This window comes from Chromobacterium sphagni, from assembly GCF_001855555.1.
GTDB classification, from domain to species: domain Bacteria; phylum Pseudomonadota; class Gammaproteobacteria; order Burkholderiales; family Chromobacteriaceae; genus Chromobacterium; species Chromobacterium sphagni.
This window is the reverse complement of the sequence record NZ_MKCT01000035.1, coordinates 1-18,408: the sequence shown is the minus strand read 5'-3', so window position 1 is coordinate 18,408 and position 18,408 is coordinate 1. Positions and strand designations below refer to the sequence as shown.

The following is an 18,408-nucleotide window of genomic DNA, read 5'->3' as shown; positions in this document are numbered from 1 at the left end:
TGCATCCTGAGAATCGGGTTAGAACGAGGCGCCCAGTTGGAACTGGAAGCGCTGGATCTTGTCATTCGGCTCTTTCTTCAGCGGATTGGCAATACTGAACTTCATCGGTCCCATCGGCGACAACCAGGTCAACGCCAGACCTGCGGAATAGCGGAAGCCATCGCTCGCCGAACTATGAATGCCGGAGGCATTCTGCTGGGTCGTCAGATTGGTGTTCCACAGCGTACCCGCGTCAAAGAACAGACTGGCGCGCAACGATTTATTATCCTTCATCCCCGGGAAGGGGAACAGGATTTCCGCGTTGGCCACCGCCTTGCGGTTACCGCCCAGGTAGGAGTTGGCAACCGCATCGTACGGGCCGATGCTGCTGGTATCGTAGCCGCGCACCGAACCGAGACCGCCCATGTAGAAGTTCTGGAAGAACGGCAGCACCTTGGTCTTGCCATAGCCGTTGGCATAACCCAATTCGCCGTTCAGCATCAACGTGAAGTCCTTGGACAGCGGGAAGAACCAGGTTTGCTGATGGGTCAGGCGGTAATATTCGAGGCTGCCACCCGGCAGACCGGCATCGGCATTCACCTTGATGGAGGCGCCCTTGGTCGGCCACAAGGCGCTATCGCGAGTATCGCGCGCCCAGCCTACCGTACCGAGGATAGTGTAGTTGCTACTGCCGTATTGATTGACGAAATCTATGTACTGTTGCGGACTGTTCGAATACGTGGTGATGTCGGTTTTTTCCGCGCCCAACGTGAAGTTGATGCGGTCGTATTCGGTAATCGGCACGCCGAAGCGCACGTCGGCGCCGATGGTGCTGGTCTTGTAGGCCGAGATCGACGTGGCGTCGGGATTGTAGACGCGGTCGTACAGGTCGTAGCCCAGGCTGACGCCATCCGGCGTGAAGTACGGATCGGTGAACGACAACGCGTAGTTCTTGTTCACCTGGCCGGTGGACATGCTCAGCGACATGTATTTGCCGGAGCCGAAGATATTGCTCTGCGAAATGCTGGCGCCCAGCACCAGCCCCTCGCCCTGCACATAGCCCAGGCTGCCGGAGATACTGCCGGTGGAGCGCTCTTTCAGACTGATGTTCATGTCGACCTGGTCGGGCGCGTCGGCTACTGCCGGCGTCTCGACGTTGACATCCTCGAAGTAGCCCAGCAGTTCCAGGCGCTCCTTGCTGCGCTTGACGTCGGCGGCGTTGTACGGCGCGCCTTCCAGCTGGCGCAGCTCGCGGCGGATCACTTCGTCGCGGGTTTTGCTGTTGCCGGCGACATTGACTCGGCGTACGTAGGTCTTGCGACCCGGATCGACGAAGAAGGTAAAGGCGGCGGTCTGCTTGTCGTGATCGATGTCGGGCAGCACATTGACGTTGGCGAAGGCGTAGCCGGCATTGCCCAGGCGATCGCTGATCGCCTTTACGGATTCCGTCACCTTTTCGTTGTCGAAGGTATCGCCGTTCTTGATCAGAATCAGTTTGCGCAGATCGGCTTCGGGGACTTTCAGGTCGCCGGCCAAGCGCACGTCGGACACGGTAAACTTCTTACCCTCGTGCACGTTGATCACCAGATACATGTCCTGCTTGTCCGGGCTGATCGACACCTGCGAGGAGTCGATGGCGAACTCCATATAACCCTGGTTCTGGTAGAAAGCCTTCAGCTTTTCCAGGTCGCCGGTCAGTTTCTGCTTCGAGTACTGATCGTCCTTGGTGATCCAGGACAGCCAGCCGCCAGTGGTCAGGCTGAATTCGTCCAGCAGCTTGGACTGAGCGAACGCATTGGCCCCGACGATGCGGATTTCCTTGATGCGCGCGGTGACGCCCTCGTTGATGTCCAGCGTCACGGAAACGCGGTTGCGTTCCAGCTTCGTCACCGACGGCGTGATCTCCACCGAGTACTTGCCGCGGCTGTAGTACTGGCGCTTGAGCTCCTGCACTGCGCCGTCCAGCAGCGCCTGGTCGAAGATCAGCGATTCGGCGAAGCCGTTGTCCTTCAGCGCCTTCTTCAACTGGTCCTTGCTGAATTCCTTGGCGCCGTTGATGTTCAACTGCGTGATCACCGGGCGCTCGGCCACGGTGACGATCAGGGTGTCGCCGCGATTCTCCACTCGCACATCGTTGAAGAAGCCAGTATTGAACAGCGCCTTGATCGATTCCTGCGCCTTGGCGTCGGAGAAGGTGTCGCCGACCTTCACCGGCAGATAGTTGAAGACCGTGCCGGGCTCGGTACGCTGCAGGCCTTCAACGCGGATATCCTTGATTACAAACGGGTCAGCAGCCACGGCTACGGAGGCCATGGACAGGCCTACTACGGCCGCTGCGAGTCGCTTCAATTTCATAGGTGTGTTTTAACCCCCAAATAGGCGGCTGAAATCATTCAGCATGGCAAAGGCCATCAAAGACGCCAGCAATATGAAACCAATTTTTTGTCCGAGCAATTGCACCCGTTCGCTGACGGGCTTACCTCTAACCAGCTCCGCGACATAATACATTAAGTGGCCCCCATCCAGAACTGGTATGGGCAGCAGATTCAATATGCCTATGCTCACGCTGATCAGCGCCAAGAACTCCAGATACGGCGTCAGGCCCTCGCGAGCGGTCTGTCCGGCGACATTGGCGATGGTCAGCGGCCCCGATAGGTTGTCGAGAGAAGCGTGGCCGATCAACATGTTGCCGAGGAACTTGACGCTCATCCAGGCCGTGTCGCCGGTTTTCACCCAAGCCGCCCAGAATGCGCCTAACGCGTCATAATGCAGGGTAAAGCTCAACTTGTCATTCCAGGCGCGATCCGGCATGGGGCCGACACCTATCCGCCCCACCACTTCCTCATCCTGCGCCACCGCCAACGGCCGAAGCTTGACCTCCAGGGCCTGGCCCTTGCGCTCGATTCTCAGCGCCAGATCCTTGCCGGGGCTATTGCGCACGATCTGAACCCACTCCTCCCAGCTTCTCAGGGCCACGCCATTGACTGCGAGCAGCTTGTCGCCGGCCTTCAGGCCCGCGCGCGCCGCCACGCTATTCTCTTCCAGCGCGCCCAGCACCGGCAGAAAGCGAGCCGGAGACAGGCCGGGATCGCCTTGCTGCAAGGCCAGCATCGCCTTGTCGCCGAAGCGCCCGGCATCGATCTGGCGCGCCGCGCCGGCCCCGGAAGAAGTCTGCACCTGCACCGGCACCACGCCGCCGGACATCGCGGCTCCCACCATCGCCAAACGGATATCCTGCCAGTTGCTCACGGGCTGCCCCGCCACGCTCAATATGCGGTCACCCGCCTGGAAGCCTGCGGAAGCGGCGGGCGTCTGCGCGATCACGGTGCCGACCAGGGGTCTGAGCTGCGGCACGCCCTGGGCGATCACGCCCCAATACAGCAACACCGCCAACAGCAGATTGGCCAGCGGGCCAGCCACCACGATGGCCATGCGCTTGAGCACATGCTGATTATTGAAAGCGCGGCCGCGCTCCGACGGAGCGACGGGGCCTTCGCGCTCATCCAGCATTTTCACATAACCGCCCAGCGGGATCGGGCACAGCACCCACTCGGTCTCGCGCGGGCGGAAGCGGAACAAGGGGGAGCCGAAGCCGAGGGAAAAGCGCAGCACCTTCACGCCGCACAGCTTGGCAACCCAATAGTGGCCAAGTTCGTGAAAAGTCACCAGCAGGCCGATAGCCAGCAGAAAAGCCATAAGCGTCAGCATGCCCCCACCCTGCCCTCGGCAAAGCGCCTTGCCTCCCGATCCCGCGCCAGCAATGCCTGCAGACTGGCGCTGGCCGCCACTCCCACTCCGGAAAGGGTCTCGGCCACCACTCGAGGGATGTCGACAAACGGCAAGCGGCCATTCAGGAACGCTTCGACAGCCACCTCGTTGGCGGCATTGAGCACGGCCGGAGCATCTCCGCCCATTGCCAGCGCGTCAAACGCCAGCCGCAGGCAGGGGAAGTTTTGCAAATCCGGTTTTTCGAAACTCAGATCGGACAGCGAGAAGAAATCCAAGGGCTCCACGCCCGCCTCAATCCGCTCCGGCCAAGCCAGCGCGCAGGCGATGGGCGTGCGCATGTCGGGCGACCCCAACTGCGCCATCACCGAGCCGTCCCGGTACTGCACCATGGAATGAATCACGCTTTGCGGATGCACCACCACTTCGATCCGCTCGGGCGGCACGCCGAACAGCCAATGCGCCTCGATGACCTCAAGCCCCTTGTTCATCAGCGAGGCCGAGTCCACCGATATCTTGCGTCCCATGCTCCAGTTGGGATGGCGGCAGGCGTCGGCGGGCGTCACGCCTAGCAACTCCGCCGCGCTCTTGCCACGGAAGGGACCGCCCGAAGCGGTCAGGATGATCTTGCGGATGCCTGCCGAATCGGGCTGCCCGACGTAATCGGCGGGCAACGACTGGAAGATGGCGCTGTGCTCGCTGTCCACCGGCAGCAGGCTGGCGCCGCTTGCGCGCACGGCATCCATGAACAGACGCCCCGCCACCACCAGGGACTCCTTGTTGGCCAGCAGGATGCGCTTGCCGGCATTGGCGGCCGCCAGCGCGGAAGGCAGGCCCGCGGCGCCGACGATGGCCGCCATCACCACCTCCACCTCGGGCAACGCCGCTATCCACTCCAACGCCGAAGGGCCATGCAGCACTTCGCAGCGAACACTCGCCAGCGCCAAGCGCTCCCGCAAGCCTGCCGCGGCATCCTCGTCGGCCACCGCCAGATAATCGGGCTGGAAATGGCATGCTTGTTCGAACAGTTTGTCCATCTGACGGTGAGCGCTCAACGCCACCACCCGGTAACGCCCCGGATGCCGGGCAATCACGTCCAGCGTGTTGCAGCCGACGCTTCCGGTCGCCCCCAGTACTGCAATACCCTGAGGTTTGGTCATTAGAATCGCTTCCAGATTACATGCCGCCCAGCACGCGCAGGGCATTGCTGACCGCCAGTACGGCGATCAGGCTGTCGATACGGTCATACACGCCGCCATGACCAGGCAGCAGCCGGCTGCTGTCCTTGATGCCGGCAGCGCGCTTGAACCAGGACTCCAGAAGATCGCCGCAGACGCTGACCGCGGTCAGCGGCAAGGCCAGCAACAGCAGGGCCCACAACGGCAAGCCGGTATCCAGCCAGCCGAAATGGTCGATAGCCGCGACATACAGCGCCACGCATGCCACCGCGCCGTAAACCCCCTCCCAGCTCTTGCCTGGACTGATCGCAGGAGCCAGTTTGCGCTTGCCGAAGGCTTTGCCGGAGAAATAGGCCGCCACGTCGGCCACCCACACCAGGCCCATCACCGCCAGGAGCGCCAGCGCGTCCCGAATCGACGGCTGCGGCCGCCACTCCAGGAAGGCAAACCAGGCGGGAATCATCAGCATCCACCCCAACAACCAGGCCGGCGCACCGGATGGGATTGTCCAGCGCCGAACCAGCCAGCAGGGCACCAGGGCCAGCCAGAAAGCTAGCACCAGCGCGTGCTCAACAGCGTTCATCTGCCGATGTCCCATCCAAGCGGCGGCCGCCGCCAGAGTGGAAAGCGCAAGATAGCATGCCTGCTGCGGCAGGCGCATTTTGACCATGCGGGAGTATTCCCACAGCGCCAGCACCACGATCAACCAGGAGAAGCCCGCCCAGATCGAGGCGGGAAAGAGAAAAAGTGCCGCCAACATCAGAGGTAGCAGCACCAGCGCGGTCAGAATTCGCGTTTTGAGCATGAATTGTCAGGGTTTGTCGCGGCGTAGATGTTCCGGCAATTGCTCGCTGGTGCGACCAAAGCGCCGTTCACGCTGCCAATACGAAGAAATCGCCTGCTCCAGCGCCGCGCGGTCGAAGTCGGGCCATAGCAGGTCGGTGAAATACAGCTCGGAGTACGCCAATTGCCACAGCAGGAAATTGCTGATGCGCTGCTCGCCGCCGGTGCGGATGAACAAATCCGGCTCCGGCGCCCAGGACATCGTCAACTGGCGGCTCAGCGCCTCCTCGGTGATTTCGGTCGCGCCTTGCTGCAACAGCTGGTTGGCAGCCTGCACGATATCCCAGCGGCCGCCGTAATCGGCGGCGATGCTCAGCACCAAGCCGTCATTGCCGGCCGTTTTCTGCTCCGCGCGATCGATGCGCTCGCACAGCTCGGCGCTGAAGCGCGCGCGCGATCCGAGCACCTGCAAGCGGATGTTGTTGCCGTGCAGCTTGCTGACCTCGTGCTCCAACGCGCGCAGGAACAGGTCCATCAGGAAAGTCACTTCATCCTGCGGCCTGCGCCAGTTTTCGGTGGAGAAAGCGAACAGCGTCAGGTAGCCAACGCCCATTTCCTTGCAAGCGCCGACCACCTCGCGCACCGCGTCCAGCCCGCGCTTGTGCCCCGCCACCCTTGGAAGGAAGCGCTTCTTGGCCCAACGGCCATTGCCATCCATGATGATGGCGATATGCCGGGGCGGCTGGCGCCCCTCCGGCATTTGCGTCACAGAACCGGCAAGCAAGATCCGCCCCTTATACTGCGAGCAGGTCGGCTTCTTTGGCGGCCAGCGCCTTGTCGATCTCGGCGGTGTACTTGTCGGTCAGCTTCTGAATTTCATCCTGGCCGCGACGATCATCATCCTCGGTGATCAGCTTGTCTTTCAGCAGCGTCTTGAATTCGTTATTGGCGTCGCGACGGATATTGCGCATCGTCACGCGGGCGCCTTCAGCCTCGCTGCGCACCACCTTGATCAGCTCCTTGCGGCGCTCTTCGGTCAGCATCGGCATAGGCACGCGGATGATCTCGCCCATCGAGGCCGGATTCAGGCCCAGGTCGGAATCACGGATGGCTTTTTCAATCTTGGCCACCATCGGCTTTTCCCACGCCTGCACGCCAATGGTGCGCGCATCCAGCAAGGTGACGTTGGCGACCTGGTTGACCGGCACGTCGCTGCCGTAGTAGTCAACCATGACATGATCCAGAATGCCGGTATGGGCGCGGCCGGTGCGAACCTTGGACAGGTCGTTCTTGAACGCCTCCAGCGATTTCTGCATTTTCTGTTCGGTCGACTTCTTGACGTCGTTAATCATGTCCCACTCCCATCAAAACTTCAAATGACAAGGCGAAAACGGCCATTGCCGTTTTCGCCCTCAGCAATTTTCAAACTCAGCAGTGTACCAGCGTGCCTTCATCTTCGCCAAGCACGACCCGCCGAAGAGCGCCGTCCTTGAAGATGCTGAACACCTTGATATTCAGATGCTGATCGCGGCACAAGGCGAAGGCGGTGGCGTCCATCACCTTCAGATTGCGCGAGATGGCCTCGTCGAAGGTCACGCTCTGGTAACGCACCGCATCCGGGTTCTTTTTCGGATCGTCGGTGTAGACGCCGTCAACCTTGGTGGCCTTCAGCATGATATCCACATTCATTTCCATACCGCGCAAGGCGGCGGCGGTATCGGTGGTGAAAAAGGGGTTGCCGGTGCCGGCGGCGAAGATCACCACCTTGCCCTCTTCCAGGTACTGCATCGCCTTGCCGCGCACATAGGGCTCGGCAATCTGCTGCATGGTCAGCGCGGACTGCACGCGGGCGATCAGACCCACCTTGGTCATCGCATCCTTCAGCGCCAGCGCGTTCATCACGGTGGCCATCATGCCCATATAGTCAGCGGTGGCGCGATCCATGCCCGCCGCAGCCGGAGCCACGCCGCGGAAGATGTTGCCGCCGCCGATCACGATGCCCACCTCAATGCCCAGCTCGACCACTTCCTTGACTTGGCCCACGATCTGCTCGATGGTGGCGCGGTTGATACCATAGCTGTCATCCCCCATCAGGGCTTCACCAGAAAGTTTCAGCAGAATGCGTTTGTAGGCGGGAACTTGGCTCATGATGTCCTCGGATTGGCGATTTGTGGTTTTCAATTTGCAAAACGGCACCCTGCAAGCAGGGTGCCGTCGATGAAGCGGTAAGCCCGGGCTTACAGCTTGGCCGCGGCGGCAACTTCCGCTGCGTAGTCTACTACCTTCTTCTCAATGCCTTCACCCACAACGAACATGGCGAATGCCTTGACGGAGGCCTTTTGCTCGGCGAGCAGCTTTTCAACAGTCTGATCCGGGTTCTTGACGAAGGGCTGACCCAGCAGGGTCACTTCGGCCAGGAACTTGTTGACGCGGCCCTCAACCATCTTGGCGACGATGTCGGCCGGCTTGCCGGATTCGGCCGCCTGCGCGGTGTAGATCTTGCGCTCTTGCTCCAGGATGTCGGCCGAAACCTGATCCTTGGAAACGCAGATCGGCTTGGAAGCGGCGATGTGCATGGCCACATCCTTGCCCACTTGCTCGGCGCCGGCGTAGTCGACGATCACGCCGATCTTGGCGCCGTGCAGGTAAGTGGCGATCGCGCCTTCGGTCTGGTAGCGAACGAAACGACGGATGGTCATGTTCTCGCCCAGTTTGGCGATGGCAGCCTTGCGGATTTCCTCAACGGACACGCCGTCGATTTCCACCGCGGACAGCGCTTCCACGTCGGCCGGATTGGCGATAACGGCAGCCTTGGCGGCGGCGGCGGCCAGCGCCAGGAAGGTCGGGTCCTTGGCAACGAAGTCGGTTTCGCAGTTCACTTCAACCAGTGCGCCTACGCCACCTTCAACATGGGAACCGATGATGCCTTCGGCAGCCAGGCGACCGGCCATTTTGGAGGCCTTGTTGCCGGACTTGATGCGCAGGATTTCCTCGGCCTTCGCAGCGTCGCCGTCAGCTTCAACCAGAGCCTTCTTGCACTCCATCATGCCGAGGCCGGTGGCCGCGCGCAGATCCGAAACCATTTTTGCGGTGATTTCCGCCATGCTTCACTCCTAATGATTTAGATTACGTAAACAATCGGGTCCAAAAAAAGGGGCTTGCGCCCCTTTATGGTCCGCTTACTCGGCTTGAGCCGTTTCAGCGGCGGCGACGATCTCTTGCAGAGAGTGCGCGCGACCTTCCAGTACCGCGTCGGCGATGCCGCGAGCGTACAGGCGGATGGCACGGCTGGAGTCGTCGTTGCCCGGGATTACGTAATCGATGCCATCCGGGGAGTTGTTGGTGTCAACAACGCCGATAACCGGGATGCCCAGTTTCTTGGCTTCGACGATGGTACCCTTCTGGTAGCCGGTGTCGATAACGAAGATGGCGTCCGGCAGGCCTTTCATATCCTTGATACCGCCCAGCGAGCGCTCGAGCTTGTCGACTTCGCGCTGCAGGTCCAGCAGTTCTTTCTTGTTGTAACCGGTATCGCCGGAGCCTTCCAGGATGGCGCGCTTCTCTTCAAGACGCTTGATCGACTGCTTCACGGTCTTGTAGTTGGTCAGCATGCCGCCCAGCCAGCGGTGGTCAACAAACGGCATGCCGCAACGGGCAGCTTCTTCACGTACGATCTCACGCGCTTGACGCTTGGTGCCAACGAACATCACGGTACCCTTGTTGGCGGCCAGACGACGCACATACTCCTGGGACTCCACGAACAGCGGCAGGGTCTTTTCCAGGTTGATGATGTGGATCTTGTTGCGGCTGCCAAAGATGTACTTAGCCATCTTCGGGTTCCAGAAACGGGTTTGGTGGCCGAAGTGAACGCCGGCCTCAAGCATTTGACGCATGGTAACGTTGGTGGACATGCAAAAACTCCTAAAGGGTTAAGCCTCCATCCGCGCAGACAACCCGCCTGAACTCGAGTTTCAGACTGGCACCCTTTCGCGCGGATGTGCGTAGTTTGGTTTATATTCCCAACCGGAATGGCAGGGAACGCGGGATTCTAGCACTTCAAGGCCCGCCAGCTCAAGCTTTGCCGGCATCTTTCCGCCCAGCGACGCGCCTTCGCAGCCGGTTGCGTACCACCCAGGCAACAAACCAAGTGGGCAGCACCCCGAGAAAGAAGCCGATAGCCAGCCCCGCAGGCACACTGCGCTGGGCAACCGCCAACATCAGCACCACATACAACCAGCCTATCAATACGATGATCAGCGTCATGTTATAAAACAATCGTTTGAATTTCAGGACAAATACATCAACAATATCGCACCATTGTAAACCACTCCGGACCCGCCCAATGCAAACCGCCCTCACCCGCCTGCTCGGGATCCAGCACCCACTAATCTGCCCCGGAATGAGTTACATCGCCACGCCGGAACTGGTGGCCGCAGTCAGCAACGCAGGCGGATTGGGCATTCTGGCCAGCGGACCGCTATCCGCCGCCGACACCCGCGCCGCCATCCGCCGCATCCGCGAATTGACCGACCGCCCCTTCGGCATAGGCTGCACGCTAATGATGCCGGGCGCCGCCGACAACGCCCGGGCGGCACTGGAGGAGCGGGTGCCGGTAATCAATTACTCACTGGGCAAAGGCGACTGGATCGCCGAAGCGGTTCATGATTACGGCGGCAAGGTGATTGCCACCGTGGTAACGGAGAAACACGCCATATCCGCCGAAAAAAGCGGCGCCGACGCGCTGCTGGTCACCGGCCACGAAGCCGCGGCCCATGGCGGCAACGTCACTTCGCTGGTGCTGATTCCAGCCATCCGCAAGGCAAGCCGGCTCCCCATCATCGCCGCAGGCGGCTTTGCCGACGGCAACAGCCTGATCGTCGCGCTGGCGCTGGGCGCCGATGCAGTGGCGATGGGCACGCGGCTGGCGATGACGCGGGAAAGCCCGGTGCACGCAAAAACCAAGGACATGATCCGCGAACGCGGCGTGGCGGACACGCTGTACTCGAAGAATTTCGACGGCCTATGGTGCCGCGTGATGGACACGCCGGCCGCGCGCCGCGCCTGCCGCAAACCGCTGGGCCTGCTGCCCGCCGCCTTCCGCGCCAGCCAGATGGCGCGCCGCATGGGCATGCCGGTGATGAAAATGGCGATCGGCGGCATGATCAGCCAGCCGCAGGCGCTAAGGCAACTGGCGCTGTTCGGCGCGGCGACCGAATCGATACGGCTGGCGATACAGGAAGGCGACCACATGAAAGGTGTGCAGCTGATAGGGCAGGCTCAGGGACTGATCGAGGACGTCCCAACGGTGGCGGAACTGTTCGAACGGGTCATGGCCGAGGCGGCCGCCTGCAAACTCAGACTGTCAGAACTTTAACGTCCCAACCCGGCGCCAGAGAAGCAAAAACCGGCGGCAAACTTCGCCGCCGGTTTTCATTGGCAAGTCATGTCCCGATCAATGCGGCGCCGGCTCCATCACCTCCATCGGCTCCCCTCTCCGCTCGCGGCTGAAACGGATCAGCACCGCAATCGCAATCGCCACGACGCCGGCCACCGTCGCCATCGCCATGCCGTAGTCGCCGCCGTTCAGCTTGGCCATGTGCGCCTGCATCGGGCTGTTGACCGAGGCCAGCAGGTTGCCCAGCTGGTAGACCAAGCCGGGAAAGGTGGCGCGCACAGCCATCGGCGAGATTTCGTTAAGGTGGGCGGGAATCACGCCCCAGGCGCCCTGCACCGCGATCTGCATCAGGAAGGCGCCTGCGGCCAGCGCCATCGGCGTGGAAGAAAACGCCCATAGCGGCAACACCGGCAAGGCGAACAAAGCCGCCAGGGTGATGGCGTTGCGGCGGCCAATCCGCTCGGACAAGCCACCAATCGTCAGGCCACCGATAATGGCGCCGACATTCAGGCAAAGGGCGATGGCCTGCACGGTGTGCGGGTCAAATTTGTGCTGCACGCGCAGGAAGGTGGGATACAAGTCCTGCGTGCCATGGGAAAAGAAGTTGAAGCAGGTCATCAGAATGATGGCGTACAACGACAAGCGCCACTGCGCGCAAATGGTGGCAAACAGGCTTGGCTTCTCCTGATGGCGCGCAGCCTCCCAACTGGGGCTTTCCGGCACGTTGCGGCGGATATACAGCGTAAGCAGCGCCGGCAGCAGGCTGAGCATGAACATGCCGCGCCAGCCCACATGCTCGAACAACTGGCCGAAGGCCAGCGTCGCCAGCAGATAGCCGCTGGGATAGCCGGCCTGCAGCAAGCCGGAAACGAAACCGCGCGACTCCTTGGGAATGCTTTCCATGGTCAGCGACGACCCCACTCCCCATTCGCCTCCCATCGCCACCCCGAACAGGGTGCGCAGAATCAGCAGCACCATCAGGTTGGGCGAAAACGCCGAGGCGAAGCCCAGCACCGAATACATCACGATATTGGCCATCAGCACCGGGCGGCGGCCATAACGGTCGGCCAGCCGGCCGAATATCAGCGCGCCTATCGGCCTGGCGGCCAGCGTGAGCATGGTGGCCCAGCTCACGGCTTCGATATCGGTGCCGAATTCCCTGGCGATGTCCTTCAACACGAACACCATCAGGAAGAAATCGAACGCATCCAGCGTCCAGCCCAGATAGCAGGCCAACACCGTCTGCTTCTGCTCCTTAGTCCAAGCCATTGCCTTCTCCTCCGCGATCATTGTTTTTTGATGATTCTCAATTCATGATAATTGAGTTTCACGCAACAGGAAGCAGCGGACAGAATTTGCAACAAGTTAGCCCTGAACTCAGGGCGGCCGCGGCTGGTCATACCCGCCGGCGAGGAAGTCCCTTTCCAGCCGGGCATACTGGCCGCTGGCCCGCAGGCGCGCCAGGCCCTGATTGAAACGCACAAGCAACTGCGCCGCGCCGGGTTGCCTGCGGCTGAGCATCAGCCGATAATCCACCCGCGCGAACACATGCGGCGCGGCAACGATGGCGGCCCGCTCCCTGGGAGTGAAGTACTGGCGCAACTCGGCCAGCCCCACCGAGCGGGTCAGCGGGAAGAAATCCAGACGTCCCAGCAGCAGCTGCCGCATGCCGGACTGAATGTCGGTGGTGACATAATTGCGGATCAGGCCGGCATCGATGGCCTCCTGCCAGACACCCAGGCGCGAGCCATTGGGCGTGGCCATGCTCAGGCCATAGAAATCCTCCACCCGATCAGCCCGCATCCGCCTGGTCGCCAGATGAAACACCACCTCTTCATCGGTGACCACCGGATCGCTGAACAGCGCGAACGTCTGCCGCTCGGGAGTCATCGACCACACCACCGAACCGGCGACTTCGCCGCTGCGCACCATCGCCTCCGCCCGCGCCCAGGGATAAAAATGATAGGCCACGCGCAAGCCGGCCAGCCGGAACGCCTCGCTGACAATATGGGATGCGAAACCCTGATGCGGCAGGCGCGCGGATAGATAGGGCGCCCACTCGCCATTGGCCAGCGCCACCTCGTCCGCCGCCGCCCAAGCCGGCAGCAATGCCCACCCCAGGCAGCAGACCATCCGCCAAAACCAGCGCATCCCAACCTCCGCCCGGCTCGATCACTGCATCCAGCCTAGTCTTTCCATCCCCTCCCCGCCAGCGATCGGGACCGCGGTCAGCCGATGACGGGAACCGGCCCGCCCAGACGGATCAGCCGCTGGTTGTCCGATCCGCGCCAGGGCTTGCTGGTCGGCAAATCCCGGCGGTAGCGGCCGTCGATCACCACGTCCAGATACTGCATCACCGGCAACGAGCGCACCTCCTCGAACAGATAGCCGGTCCACAACCAGATGTTCTTGTCCGGATAGCGTTGTTTGAACAGCCGGCACAGCGCCAGAATCTCGTCGCGATTGGCCGGGTGCAACGGATCGCCGCCGGACAGGCTGAGGCCGTCGCGGTCGGCGCAACGCTCCAGCAACGCCTCCCGCGCCGCGGCGGTAAATGGCCGGCCGGCCTTGCGGTCCCAGGTCGACCGGTTATGGCAGCCTTCGCAGGCATGCAGGCAACCGGTGACGAACAAGCTTACCCGCACGCCTTCGCCATTCACTAGGTCGCAAGTGTAGTAGCGCTCGTAGTTCATGTCGCGCTCAATGCTCGCCGCCGAAATGCTTGACCCGGCGCATCACCTCCTTCTGCTTGCCGGCATTGAACGGCCGGGCATTGGGACTGCCCAGGTAACCGCACACCCGGCGTGTCACCGACAGCGACGCGCCGTCGCGGTTGCCGCATTGCGGGCAACTGAAGCCGTCGGCGGTGGCCAGCGCCTCGCCCATGAAACCGCACTGGCCGCAAGAGTCGACCGGCGTATTGCTGCCGAAGTAAGGCACCCGCTCCAGCGCGTAATCCCAGATCCGCTCCAGCGCCTGCAGGTTATGCTTCATATTGGGCAGCTCCACATAGCTGATGTGGCCGCCGCTGGCCAGCTCGGCATAGCCAGACTCGAAGTCTATCTTCTGGAACGGGTCCACCTTGCGGAACACGTCCAGGTGGAAGGAGTTGGTGTAGTAACCCTTGTCGGTCACCTCGGCGATCACGCCAAAGCGCTCGCGGTCCAGCTTGCAAAAACGGTGGCACAAGGATTCGCTGGGCGTGGAGTACAGGGAGAAGCCAAAACCGGTCTCCCGCCGCCACTCCGCCGCCGCCTCGCCCATCCGCGCCACCACGCTGCGCAGGAAGTCCCGCGCTTCGGCGCTGTCGGCCGGATGCTTGCCAAACAGCAGCACGCCCACTTCGTGCAGACCGATATAGCCCAGCGATATGGAAGCCCGGCCGCCGCGGAACAGCCCCATGACATCCTCGTCCGGCCGCAGCCGCATGCCGAAAGCGCCCTCGGTATACAAAATGGGCGCCACATTGGCCTTCACGCCCTCCAGCCGGCCGATGCGCAGCATCAATGCGCGCAGGCACAGTTGCAGCCTCTCATTCAGCGCGCGCCAAAAAACGGCCACATCGCCATTGGCCTCGATGGCGATGCGCGGCAGGTTCAGACTGACCACGCCCAGATTATTGCGCCCATCCAGCACCTCCCGCCCCTGCTCGTCGCGCCATGCGGACAGGAAGCTGCGGCAACCCATCGGCGACACCGGCACGCTGGAGCCGGTAATCCGCCGGTTCAGCCCGGCCGAGATGATGTCCGGATACATGCGTTTGGAGGTGCACTCCAACGCCAGCTGCTTGATGTCGTAATTCGGGTCTTGCGGCTTGAGATTGACGCCTTCGTCGATAAACATCACCAGCTTGGGAAACACCGGCGTGATGCCCTCCTTGCCCAAGCCCCTGATGCGCACCTTCAGAATGGCCTGCTGGATGATGCGCGCCTCCCAGGCCAGGCCCATGCCGAAGGAAAAAGTGACAAACGGCTGCTGGCCGTTGGAGCTGAACAGAGTATTGATCTCGTATTCGCAAGCCTGGATGCCGTCGTAGGTCTCTTTTTCTGTGCGCTCGCGGGCATAGCGTTCCGTATCGGCGATGCCGTACTCCTGCGCCACGTCCAGGTTCTTGCGATAGCTTTTCAACACATAGGGCGCCAGCGTCTGGTCGATGTTGGGGATGGTGGTGCCGCCATACTGGTGGCTGGCTACCTGGGCGATGATCTGCGCGGTGACGGCGCAGGCCACCCCTATCGAGCGCGGACTTTCAATTTGCGCGTTGCCCAGACGGAAGCCCTGCTCCAGCATGCCTTTCAGGTCAACCAGGCAGCAATTGGTAAACGGCAGGAAGGGAGAGTAATCCAGGTCGTGGAAATGGATGTCGCCGCGGTTGTGCGCTTCCAGGATGTCCTTGGGCAAAAAGGTGCTGGCGAACTGCTTGGACACGATGCCGGCCATCAGGTCGCGCATTACCGGAAAGACATTGGCGTCCTTATTGGCGTTCTCGGTGGTCGCCTCTTCGTCGGTCTTGCTCACCAGCCCCATCAATTTGGCATGCAGTTCCGAGCCTTGCGCGCGGATGGTGTCGCGGTGGTGGCGATACTGTATGTAGACCCTCGCCACTTGCGGATGGTCATGCATCAACGCATCCTCCACCTGCCGCTGAATGGCGGGAATGCTGAGCCGCCCCTCCACCGCCAACGCCTTGCACTGCCGCTCCACCCGCGCAGCCGTCTCCAGCGCCAGGCGCGCCGGCTCAGCATGCCCGGCCGCCCGCGCCGCCCGTTCGCAGGCGTTGGCGATCTTGCCAATATCGAACCCCACCACCGCTCCGTCCCGCTTGCTCACTTGCAACATCCGTTACCCCTCCGATTTTCCATCACTGCGGCGAAGCGCCTGCGCAAGCGCGCCCCGCCTACTGTTGCGTCGACTATCACACAAAATAGAGGGGAAATTATTGGCATTAATCAATATATGGTGGCAACGACGCCAAGCAGCCTGGCGCGGACATTTGGAAACACGGGCGTCATCGGCAAGCTGCCAGATTGAATACCATGGTCATTTAAAAGGTCCGGACCATGCGTTTCCTTTTACTGGGCATCATCCTGCTGGCGCTCGGCGCCGCCGCGCTGACCGACGACAACGAGCAAGTCACAGGCCAGGGCGGCCGCCTCCTGCGCTATAGCTCCACCCAGCTCAGGGCGGAGCCCAGCGAGGAGGAAATGAACGCCTATCTGCAGGCCCGCGACCGGCAGCTGAGCGGAGCCAGCCCGCCCGCCGTGCTGCAGGCCGCGCGGCAGGCGCTGCAGAAGCTGGGCTATACCAGGGTGGAAGTGGATGCCGACTACGGCCTGATCCAGGCGAAAAAAAACGAACCCCTGGTCAGCCACGCGCGCCAGGTGCTGCGCGGGGTGCTGAAGATAAAGGTGCCGCTGCCGGCCAAGCCCGACCACCAGAGCACCGCCCTGCTGCTCTCGCTGCGCCCGGGCAGCCAGCCGCACGACGTGTTGCTGCGCGCCCGGATCGAGCAAGCGGCCTGGGACAGCAGCGGCAATTCCCGAACCATGCTGGACAGCGACCACGCCGCCTATCAGCAGTTGTTCGAACAGCTGGACGCCGCCCTGAACGCCCGAGTCCGCCAAATAAAACACCCCGCCAGCCATTCAGGCTGCGGGGTGTTTTGACGACCGGAGGCGCAAGCCGCCGGTAGGGCAAAAGCCTTAGTTGCTTTCAGCCTTGGACATGCGGCGACGCTCGTTTTCCTGCAGGTAGCGCTTGCGGATGCGGATGGATTTCGGAGTGATTTCCACCAGTTCGTCGTCGTCGATGAACTCGACCGCCGATTCCAGCGTCAGCTTGATCGGAGTGGTCAGGCGAACCGCCTCGTCGGTGCCGGAGGCGCGGACGTTGGTCAGCTGCTTGCCCTTGACCGGGTTCACCACCAGGTCGTTGTCGCGGCTGTGGATGCCGATGATCATGCCTTCATACAGCTTTTCGCCCGGCGCAACGAACATGCGGCCGCGGTCTTCCAGCTTCCACAGCGCGTAGGCCACGGCTTCGCCGTTTTCCTGCGAGATCAGCACGCCGTTGTGGCGACCCGGCATGTCCGGCTTAACCGGAGCGTAGTCGTCGAACACGTGGCTCATCAGGCCGGTGCCGCGGGTCATGGTCATGAAGTCGGACTGGAAGCCGATCAGGCCGCGCGCCGGAATGTGGTATTCCAGGCGGGTACGGCCCATGCCGTCCGATTCCATATTGGTCAGCTCGCCGCGACGGCGGCCGATTTCTTCCATCACGCCGCCCTGGTGGTCGTCTTCCAGGTCGATGGACAGGTTTTCATACGGCTCGCACTTCTGGCCGTTGATTTCCTTGTAAACCACGCGCGGCTTGGCGACGGCCATTTCAAAGCCTTCGCGACGCATGTTTTCCAGCAAAATGGTCAGGTGCAGCTCGCCGCGGCCCGACACGCGGAACACGTCGGAGTCGCCGGTGTCTTCCACGCGCAGCGCAACGTTGGTCAGCAGCTCTTTGGTCAGGCGGTCGCGAATCTGGCGCGAGGTGACGAACTTGCCTTCGGTGCCGGCCAGCGGCGACGAGTTCACCATGAAGTCCATGGTCAGGGTCGGTTCGTCCACGCCCAGCACCGGCAGGCCTACCGGCTGCTCCTTGTCGCAGATGGTCACGCCGATGCCGATGTCGTCCAGGCCGGAAATGATGATGATGTCACCCGCCTCGGCGCCTTCAACCGGAACGCGGTCCAGACCCTGGTAACCAAGCACCTGGTTGATGCGGCCGGAAGCCACCTGCTCTTCGTGGTTCATCACCACCACCTGCTGGCCCGGCTTGATGCGGCCGTTCAGCACGCGGCCCACGCCCAGGCGGCCGGTATAGGTGGAGTAGTCCAGCGCGGAGATCTGCAGCTGCAGCGGCGCGTCGGCGTCGCCCGGAGGAGTCGGGACGTGCTTGAGCACGGTCTCGAACAGCGGACGCATATTGTCGGACTCTTCTTCCAGCTCCAACTTGGCGAAACCGTTCAGGCCGGAAGCGTAAATGATCGGGAAATCCAGCTGTTCGTCGGTGGCGCCCAGCTTGTCGAACAAGTCGAAGGTCTGGTCCACCACCCAATCCGGACGCGCGCCCGGACGGTCAACCTTGTTGATGACCACGATCGGACGCAGGCCCAAAGCCAGCGCCTTTTTGGTCACAAAGCGGGTCTGCGGCATCGGGCCTTCAACGGCATCCACCAGCAGCAGCACGCCATCCACCATGCCCAGCACGCGCTCTACTTCGCCGCCGAAGTCGGCGTGTCCCGGAGTGTCGACGATGTTGATGTGCACGCCTTCATATTCGATGGCGGTGTTTTTG

At 62.0% G+C, this 18,408-nt stretch carries 17 protein-coding genes; 2 read left to right on the top strand and 15 right to left on the bottom strand.

What is annotated here, in order from left to right; genetic code table 11:
- Positions 1-18: 18 nt before the first annotated feature.
- The 10 genes from bamA to BI344_RS14180 form a co-directional block, all read right to left on the bottom strand.
- The gene (gene bamA / locus BI344_RS14225) at positions 19-2,334 is read right to left on the bottom strand and encodes an outer membrane protein assembly factor BamA (protein WP_071113548.1); all 2,316 of its coding nucleotides are present in this window, start codon (positions 2,332-2,334) and stop codon (positions 19-21) included.
- Positions 2,335-2,343: 9 nt separating this feature from the next.
- The gene (rseP, locus tag BI344_RS14220) at positions 2,344-3,687 is read right to left on the bottom strand and encodes an RIP metalloprotease RseP (RefSeq protein WP_071113547.1); all 1,344 of its coding nucleotides are present in this window, start codon (positions 3,685-3,687) and stop codon (positions 2,344-2,346) included.
- On the bottom strand, positions 3,681-4,865 hold the full coding sequence (gene ispC / locus BI344_RS14215; RefSeq protein ID WP_071113546.1) for a 1-deoxy-D-xylulose-5-phosphate reductoisomerase: 1,185 nt from the start codon (positions 4,863-4,865) through the stop codon (positions 3,681-3,683). Before ispC ends, rseP begins: the two co-directional genes overlap by 7 nt.
- A gap of 16 nt (positions 4,866-4,881) precedes the next feature.
- A complete protein-coding gene (locus tag BI344_RS14210) occupies positions 4,882-5,688 on the bottom strand; it encodes a phosphatidate cytidylyltransferase (RefSeq protein ID WP_071113545.1) in 807 nt (268 codons plus the stop codon).
- Between the two features lie 6 nt (positions 5,689-5,694).
- Positions 5,695-6,426: an isoprenyl transferase gene (locus BI344_RS14205; protein ID WP_071113544.1), complete on the bottom strand. Its 732-nt coding sequence runs from the start codon at positions 6,424-6,426 to the stop codon at positions 5,695-5,697.
- Positions 6,427-6,460: 34 nt separating this feature from the next.
- The gene (gene frr, locus BI344_RS14200) at positions 6,461-7,018 is read right to left on the bottom strand and encodes a ribosome recycling factor (RefSeq protein ID WP_071113543.1); all 558 of its coding nucleotides are present in this window, start codon (positions 7,016-7,018) and stop codon (positions 6,461-6,463) included.
- 76 nt (positions 7,019-7,094) lie between these two features.
- Positions 7,095-7,814 (bottom strand): UMP kinase, encoded by a 720-nt coding sequence (pyrH, locus tag BI344_RS14195; protein ID WP_071113542.1) that lies wholly within the window; start codon positions 7,812-7,814, stop codon positions 7,095-7,097.
- 89 nt (positions 7,815-7,903) lie between these two features.
- Entirely contained in the window at positions 7,904-8,770 is an 867-nt protein-coding gene (gene tsf, locus BI344_RS14190) for a translation elongation factor Ts (protein ID WP_071113541.1), read from the bottom strand.
- 75 nt (positions 8,771-8,845) lie between these two features.
- Positions 8,846-9,577 (bottom strand): 30S ribosomal protein S2, encoded by a 732-nt coding sequence (rpsB, locus tag BI344_RS14185; protein WP_071113540.1) that lies wholly within the window; start codon positions 9,575-9,577, stop codon positions 8,846-8,848.
- Between the two features lie 160 nt (positions 9,578-9,737).
- Positions 9,738-9,929, bottom strand: coding sequence for a hypothetical protein (locus BI344_RS14180; RefSeq protein WP_071113566.1), 192 nt, complete (start codon positions 9,927-9,929; stop codon positions 9,738-9,740).
- Between the two features lie 79 nt (positions 9,930-10,008).
- On the opposite strand from BI344_RS14180, the gene BI344_RS14175 reads away from it, so the two are divergent.
- The gene (locus BI344_RS14175) at positions 10,009-11,040 is read left to right on the top strand and encodes an NAD(P)H-dependent flavin oxidoreductase (RefSeq protein WP_071113539.1); all 1,032 of its coding nucleotides are present in this window, start codon (positions 10,009-10,011) and stop codon (positions 11,038-11,040) included.
- 78 nt (positions 11,041-11,118) lie between these two features.
- Here the strand turns inward: BI344_RS14175 and BI344_RS14170 are convergent, their stop codons facing one another.
- The 4 genes from BI344_RS14170 to nrdD all read right to left on the bottom strand — a co-directional run bounded on the left by BI344_RS14170 (position 11,119) and on the right by nrdD (position 15,900).
- The gene (locus BI344_RS14170; RefSeq protein WP_071113565.1) at positions 11,119-12,330 is read right to left on the bottom strand and encodes an MFS transporter; all 1,212 of its coding nucleotides are present in this window, start codon (positions 12,328-12,330) and stop codon (positions 11,119-11,121) included.
- 108 nt (positions 12,331-12,438) lie between these two features.
- The gene (locus BI344_RS14165) at positions 12,439-13,212 is read right to left on the bottom strand and encodes a substrate-binding periplasmic protein (RefSeq protein WP_083339068.1); all 774 of its coding nucleotides are present in this window, start codon (positions 13,210-13,212) and stop codon (positions 12,439-12,441) included.
- A 77-nt stretch (positions 13,213-13,289) separates the two neighbouring features.
- A complete protein-coding gene (gene nrdG / locus BI344_RS14160) occupies positions 13,290-13,754 on the bottom strand; it encodes an anaerobic ribonucleoside-triphosphate reductase activating protein (protein ID WP_071113538.1) in 465 nt (154 codons plus the stop codon).
- A 7-nt stretch (positions 13,755-13,761) separates the two neighbouring features.
- A complete protein-coding gene (nrdD, locus tag BI344_RS14155; RefSeq protein WP_071113537.1) occupies positions 13,762-15,900 on the bottom strand; it encodes an anaerobic ribonucleoside-triphosphate reductase in 2,139 nt (712 codons plus the stop codon).
- 221 nt (positions 15,901-16,121) lie between these two features.
- Here nrdD and BI344_RS14150 point away from each other — a divergent pair, with 221 nt between their 5' ends.
- The gene (locus tag BI344_RS14150) at positions 16,122-16,727 is read left to right on the top strand and encodes a hypothetical protein (RefSeq protein ID WP_071113536.1); all 606 of its coding nucleotides are present in this window, start codon (positions 16,122-16,124) and stop codon (positions 16,725-16,727) included.
- A gap of 36 nt (positions 16,728-16,763) precedes the next feature.
- Here BI344_RS14150 and typA read toward each other — a convergent pair.
- The coding region (typA, locus tag BI344_RS14145) for a translational GTPase TypA (RefSeq protein ID WP_071113535.1) at positions 16,764-18,408 on the bottom strand (1,645 nt) is incomplete at its 5' end.

What these genes read in the sequence shown, in the direction of transcription:
- rpsB (WP_071113540.1), bottom strand. Translation starts at nt 9,577, where the DNA reads ATGTCCACCAACGTTACCATGCGTCAAATGCTTGAGGCCGGCGTTCAC.
- pyrH (WP_071113542.1), bottom strand. Translation starts at nt 7,814, where the DNA reads ATGAGCCAAGTTCCCGCCTACAAACGCATTCTGCTGAAACTTTCTGGT.
- BI344_RS14210 (WP_071113545.1), bottom strand. Translation starts at nt 5,688, where the DNA reads ATGCTCAAAACGCGAATTCTGACCGCGCTGGTGCTGCTACCTCTGATG.
- BI344_RS14150 (WP_071113536.1), top strand. Translation starts at nt 16,122, where the DNA reads ATGCGTTTCCTTTTACTGGGCATCATCCTGCTGGCGCTCGGCGCCGCC.
- BI344_RS14205 (WP_071113544.1), bottom strand. Translation starts at nt 6,426, where the DNA reads ATGCCGGAGGGGCGCCAGCCGCCCCGGCATATCGCCATCATCATGGAT.
- BI344_RS14165 (WP_083339068.1), bottom strand. Translation starts at nt 13,212, where the DNA reads ATGCGCTGGTTTTGGCGGATGGTCTGCTGCCTGGGGTGGGCATTGCTG.
- BI344_RS14180 (WP_071113566.1), bottom strand. Translation starts at nt 9,929, where the DNA reads ATGACGCTGATCATCGTATTGATAGGCTGGTTGTATGTGGTGCTGATG.
- tsf (WP_071113541.1), bottom strand. Translation starts at nt 8,770, where the DNA reads ATGGCGGAAATCACCGCAAAAATGGTTTCGGATCTGCGCGCGGCCACC.
- bamA (WP_071113548.1), bottom strand. Translation starts at nt 2,334, where the DNA reads ATGAAATTGAAGCGACTCGCAGCGGCCGTAGTAGGCCTGTCCATGGCC.
- nrdG (WP_071113538.1), bottom strand. Translation starts at nt 13,754, where the DNA reads ATGAACTACGAGCGCTACTACACTTGCGACCTAGTGAATGGCGAAGGC.
- ispC (WP_071113546.1), bottom strand. Translation starts at nt 4,865, where the DNA reads ATGACCAAACCTCAGGGTATTGCAGTACTGGGGGCGACCGGAAGCGTC.
- BI344_RS14170 (WP_071113565.1), bottom strand. Translation starts at nt 12,330, where the DNA reads ATGGCTTGGACTAAGGAGCAGAAGCAGACGGTGTTGGCCTGCTATCTG.
- BI344_RS14175 (WP_071113539.1), top strand. Translation starts at nt 10,009, where the DNA reads ATGCAAACCGCCCTCACCCGCCTGCTCGGGATCCAGCACCCACTAATC.
- frr (WP_071113543.1), bottom strand. Translation starts at nt 7,018, where the DNA reads ATGATTAACGACGTCAAGAAGTCGACCGAACAGAAAATGCAGAAATCG.
- nrdD (WP_071113537.1), bottom strand. Translation starts at nt 15,900, where the DNA reads ATGTTGCAAGTGAGCAAGCGGGACGGAGCGGTGGTGGGGTTCGATATT.
- rseP (WP_071113547.1), bottom strand. Translation starts at nt 3,687, where the DNA reads ATGCTGACGCTTATGGCTTTTCTGCTGGCTATCGGCCTGCTGGTGACT.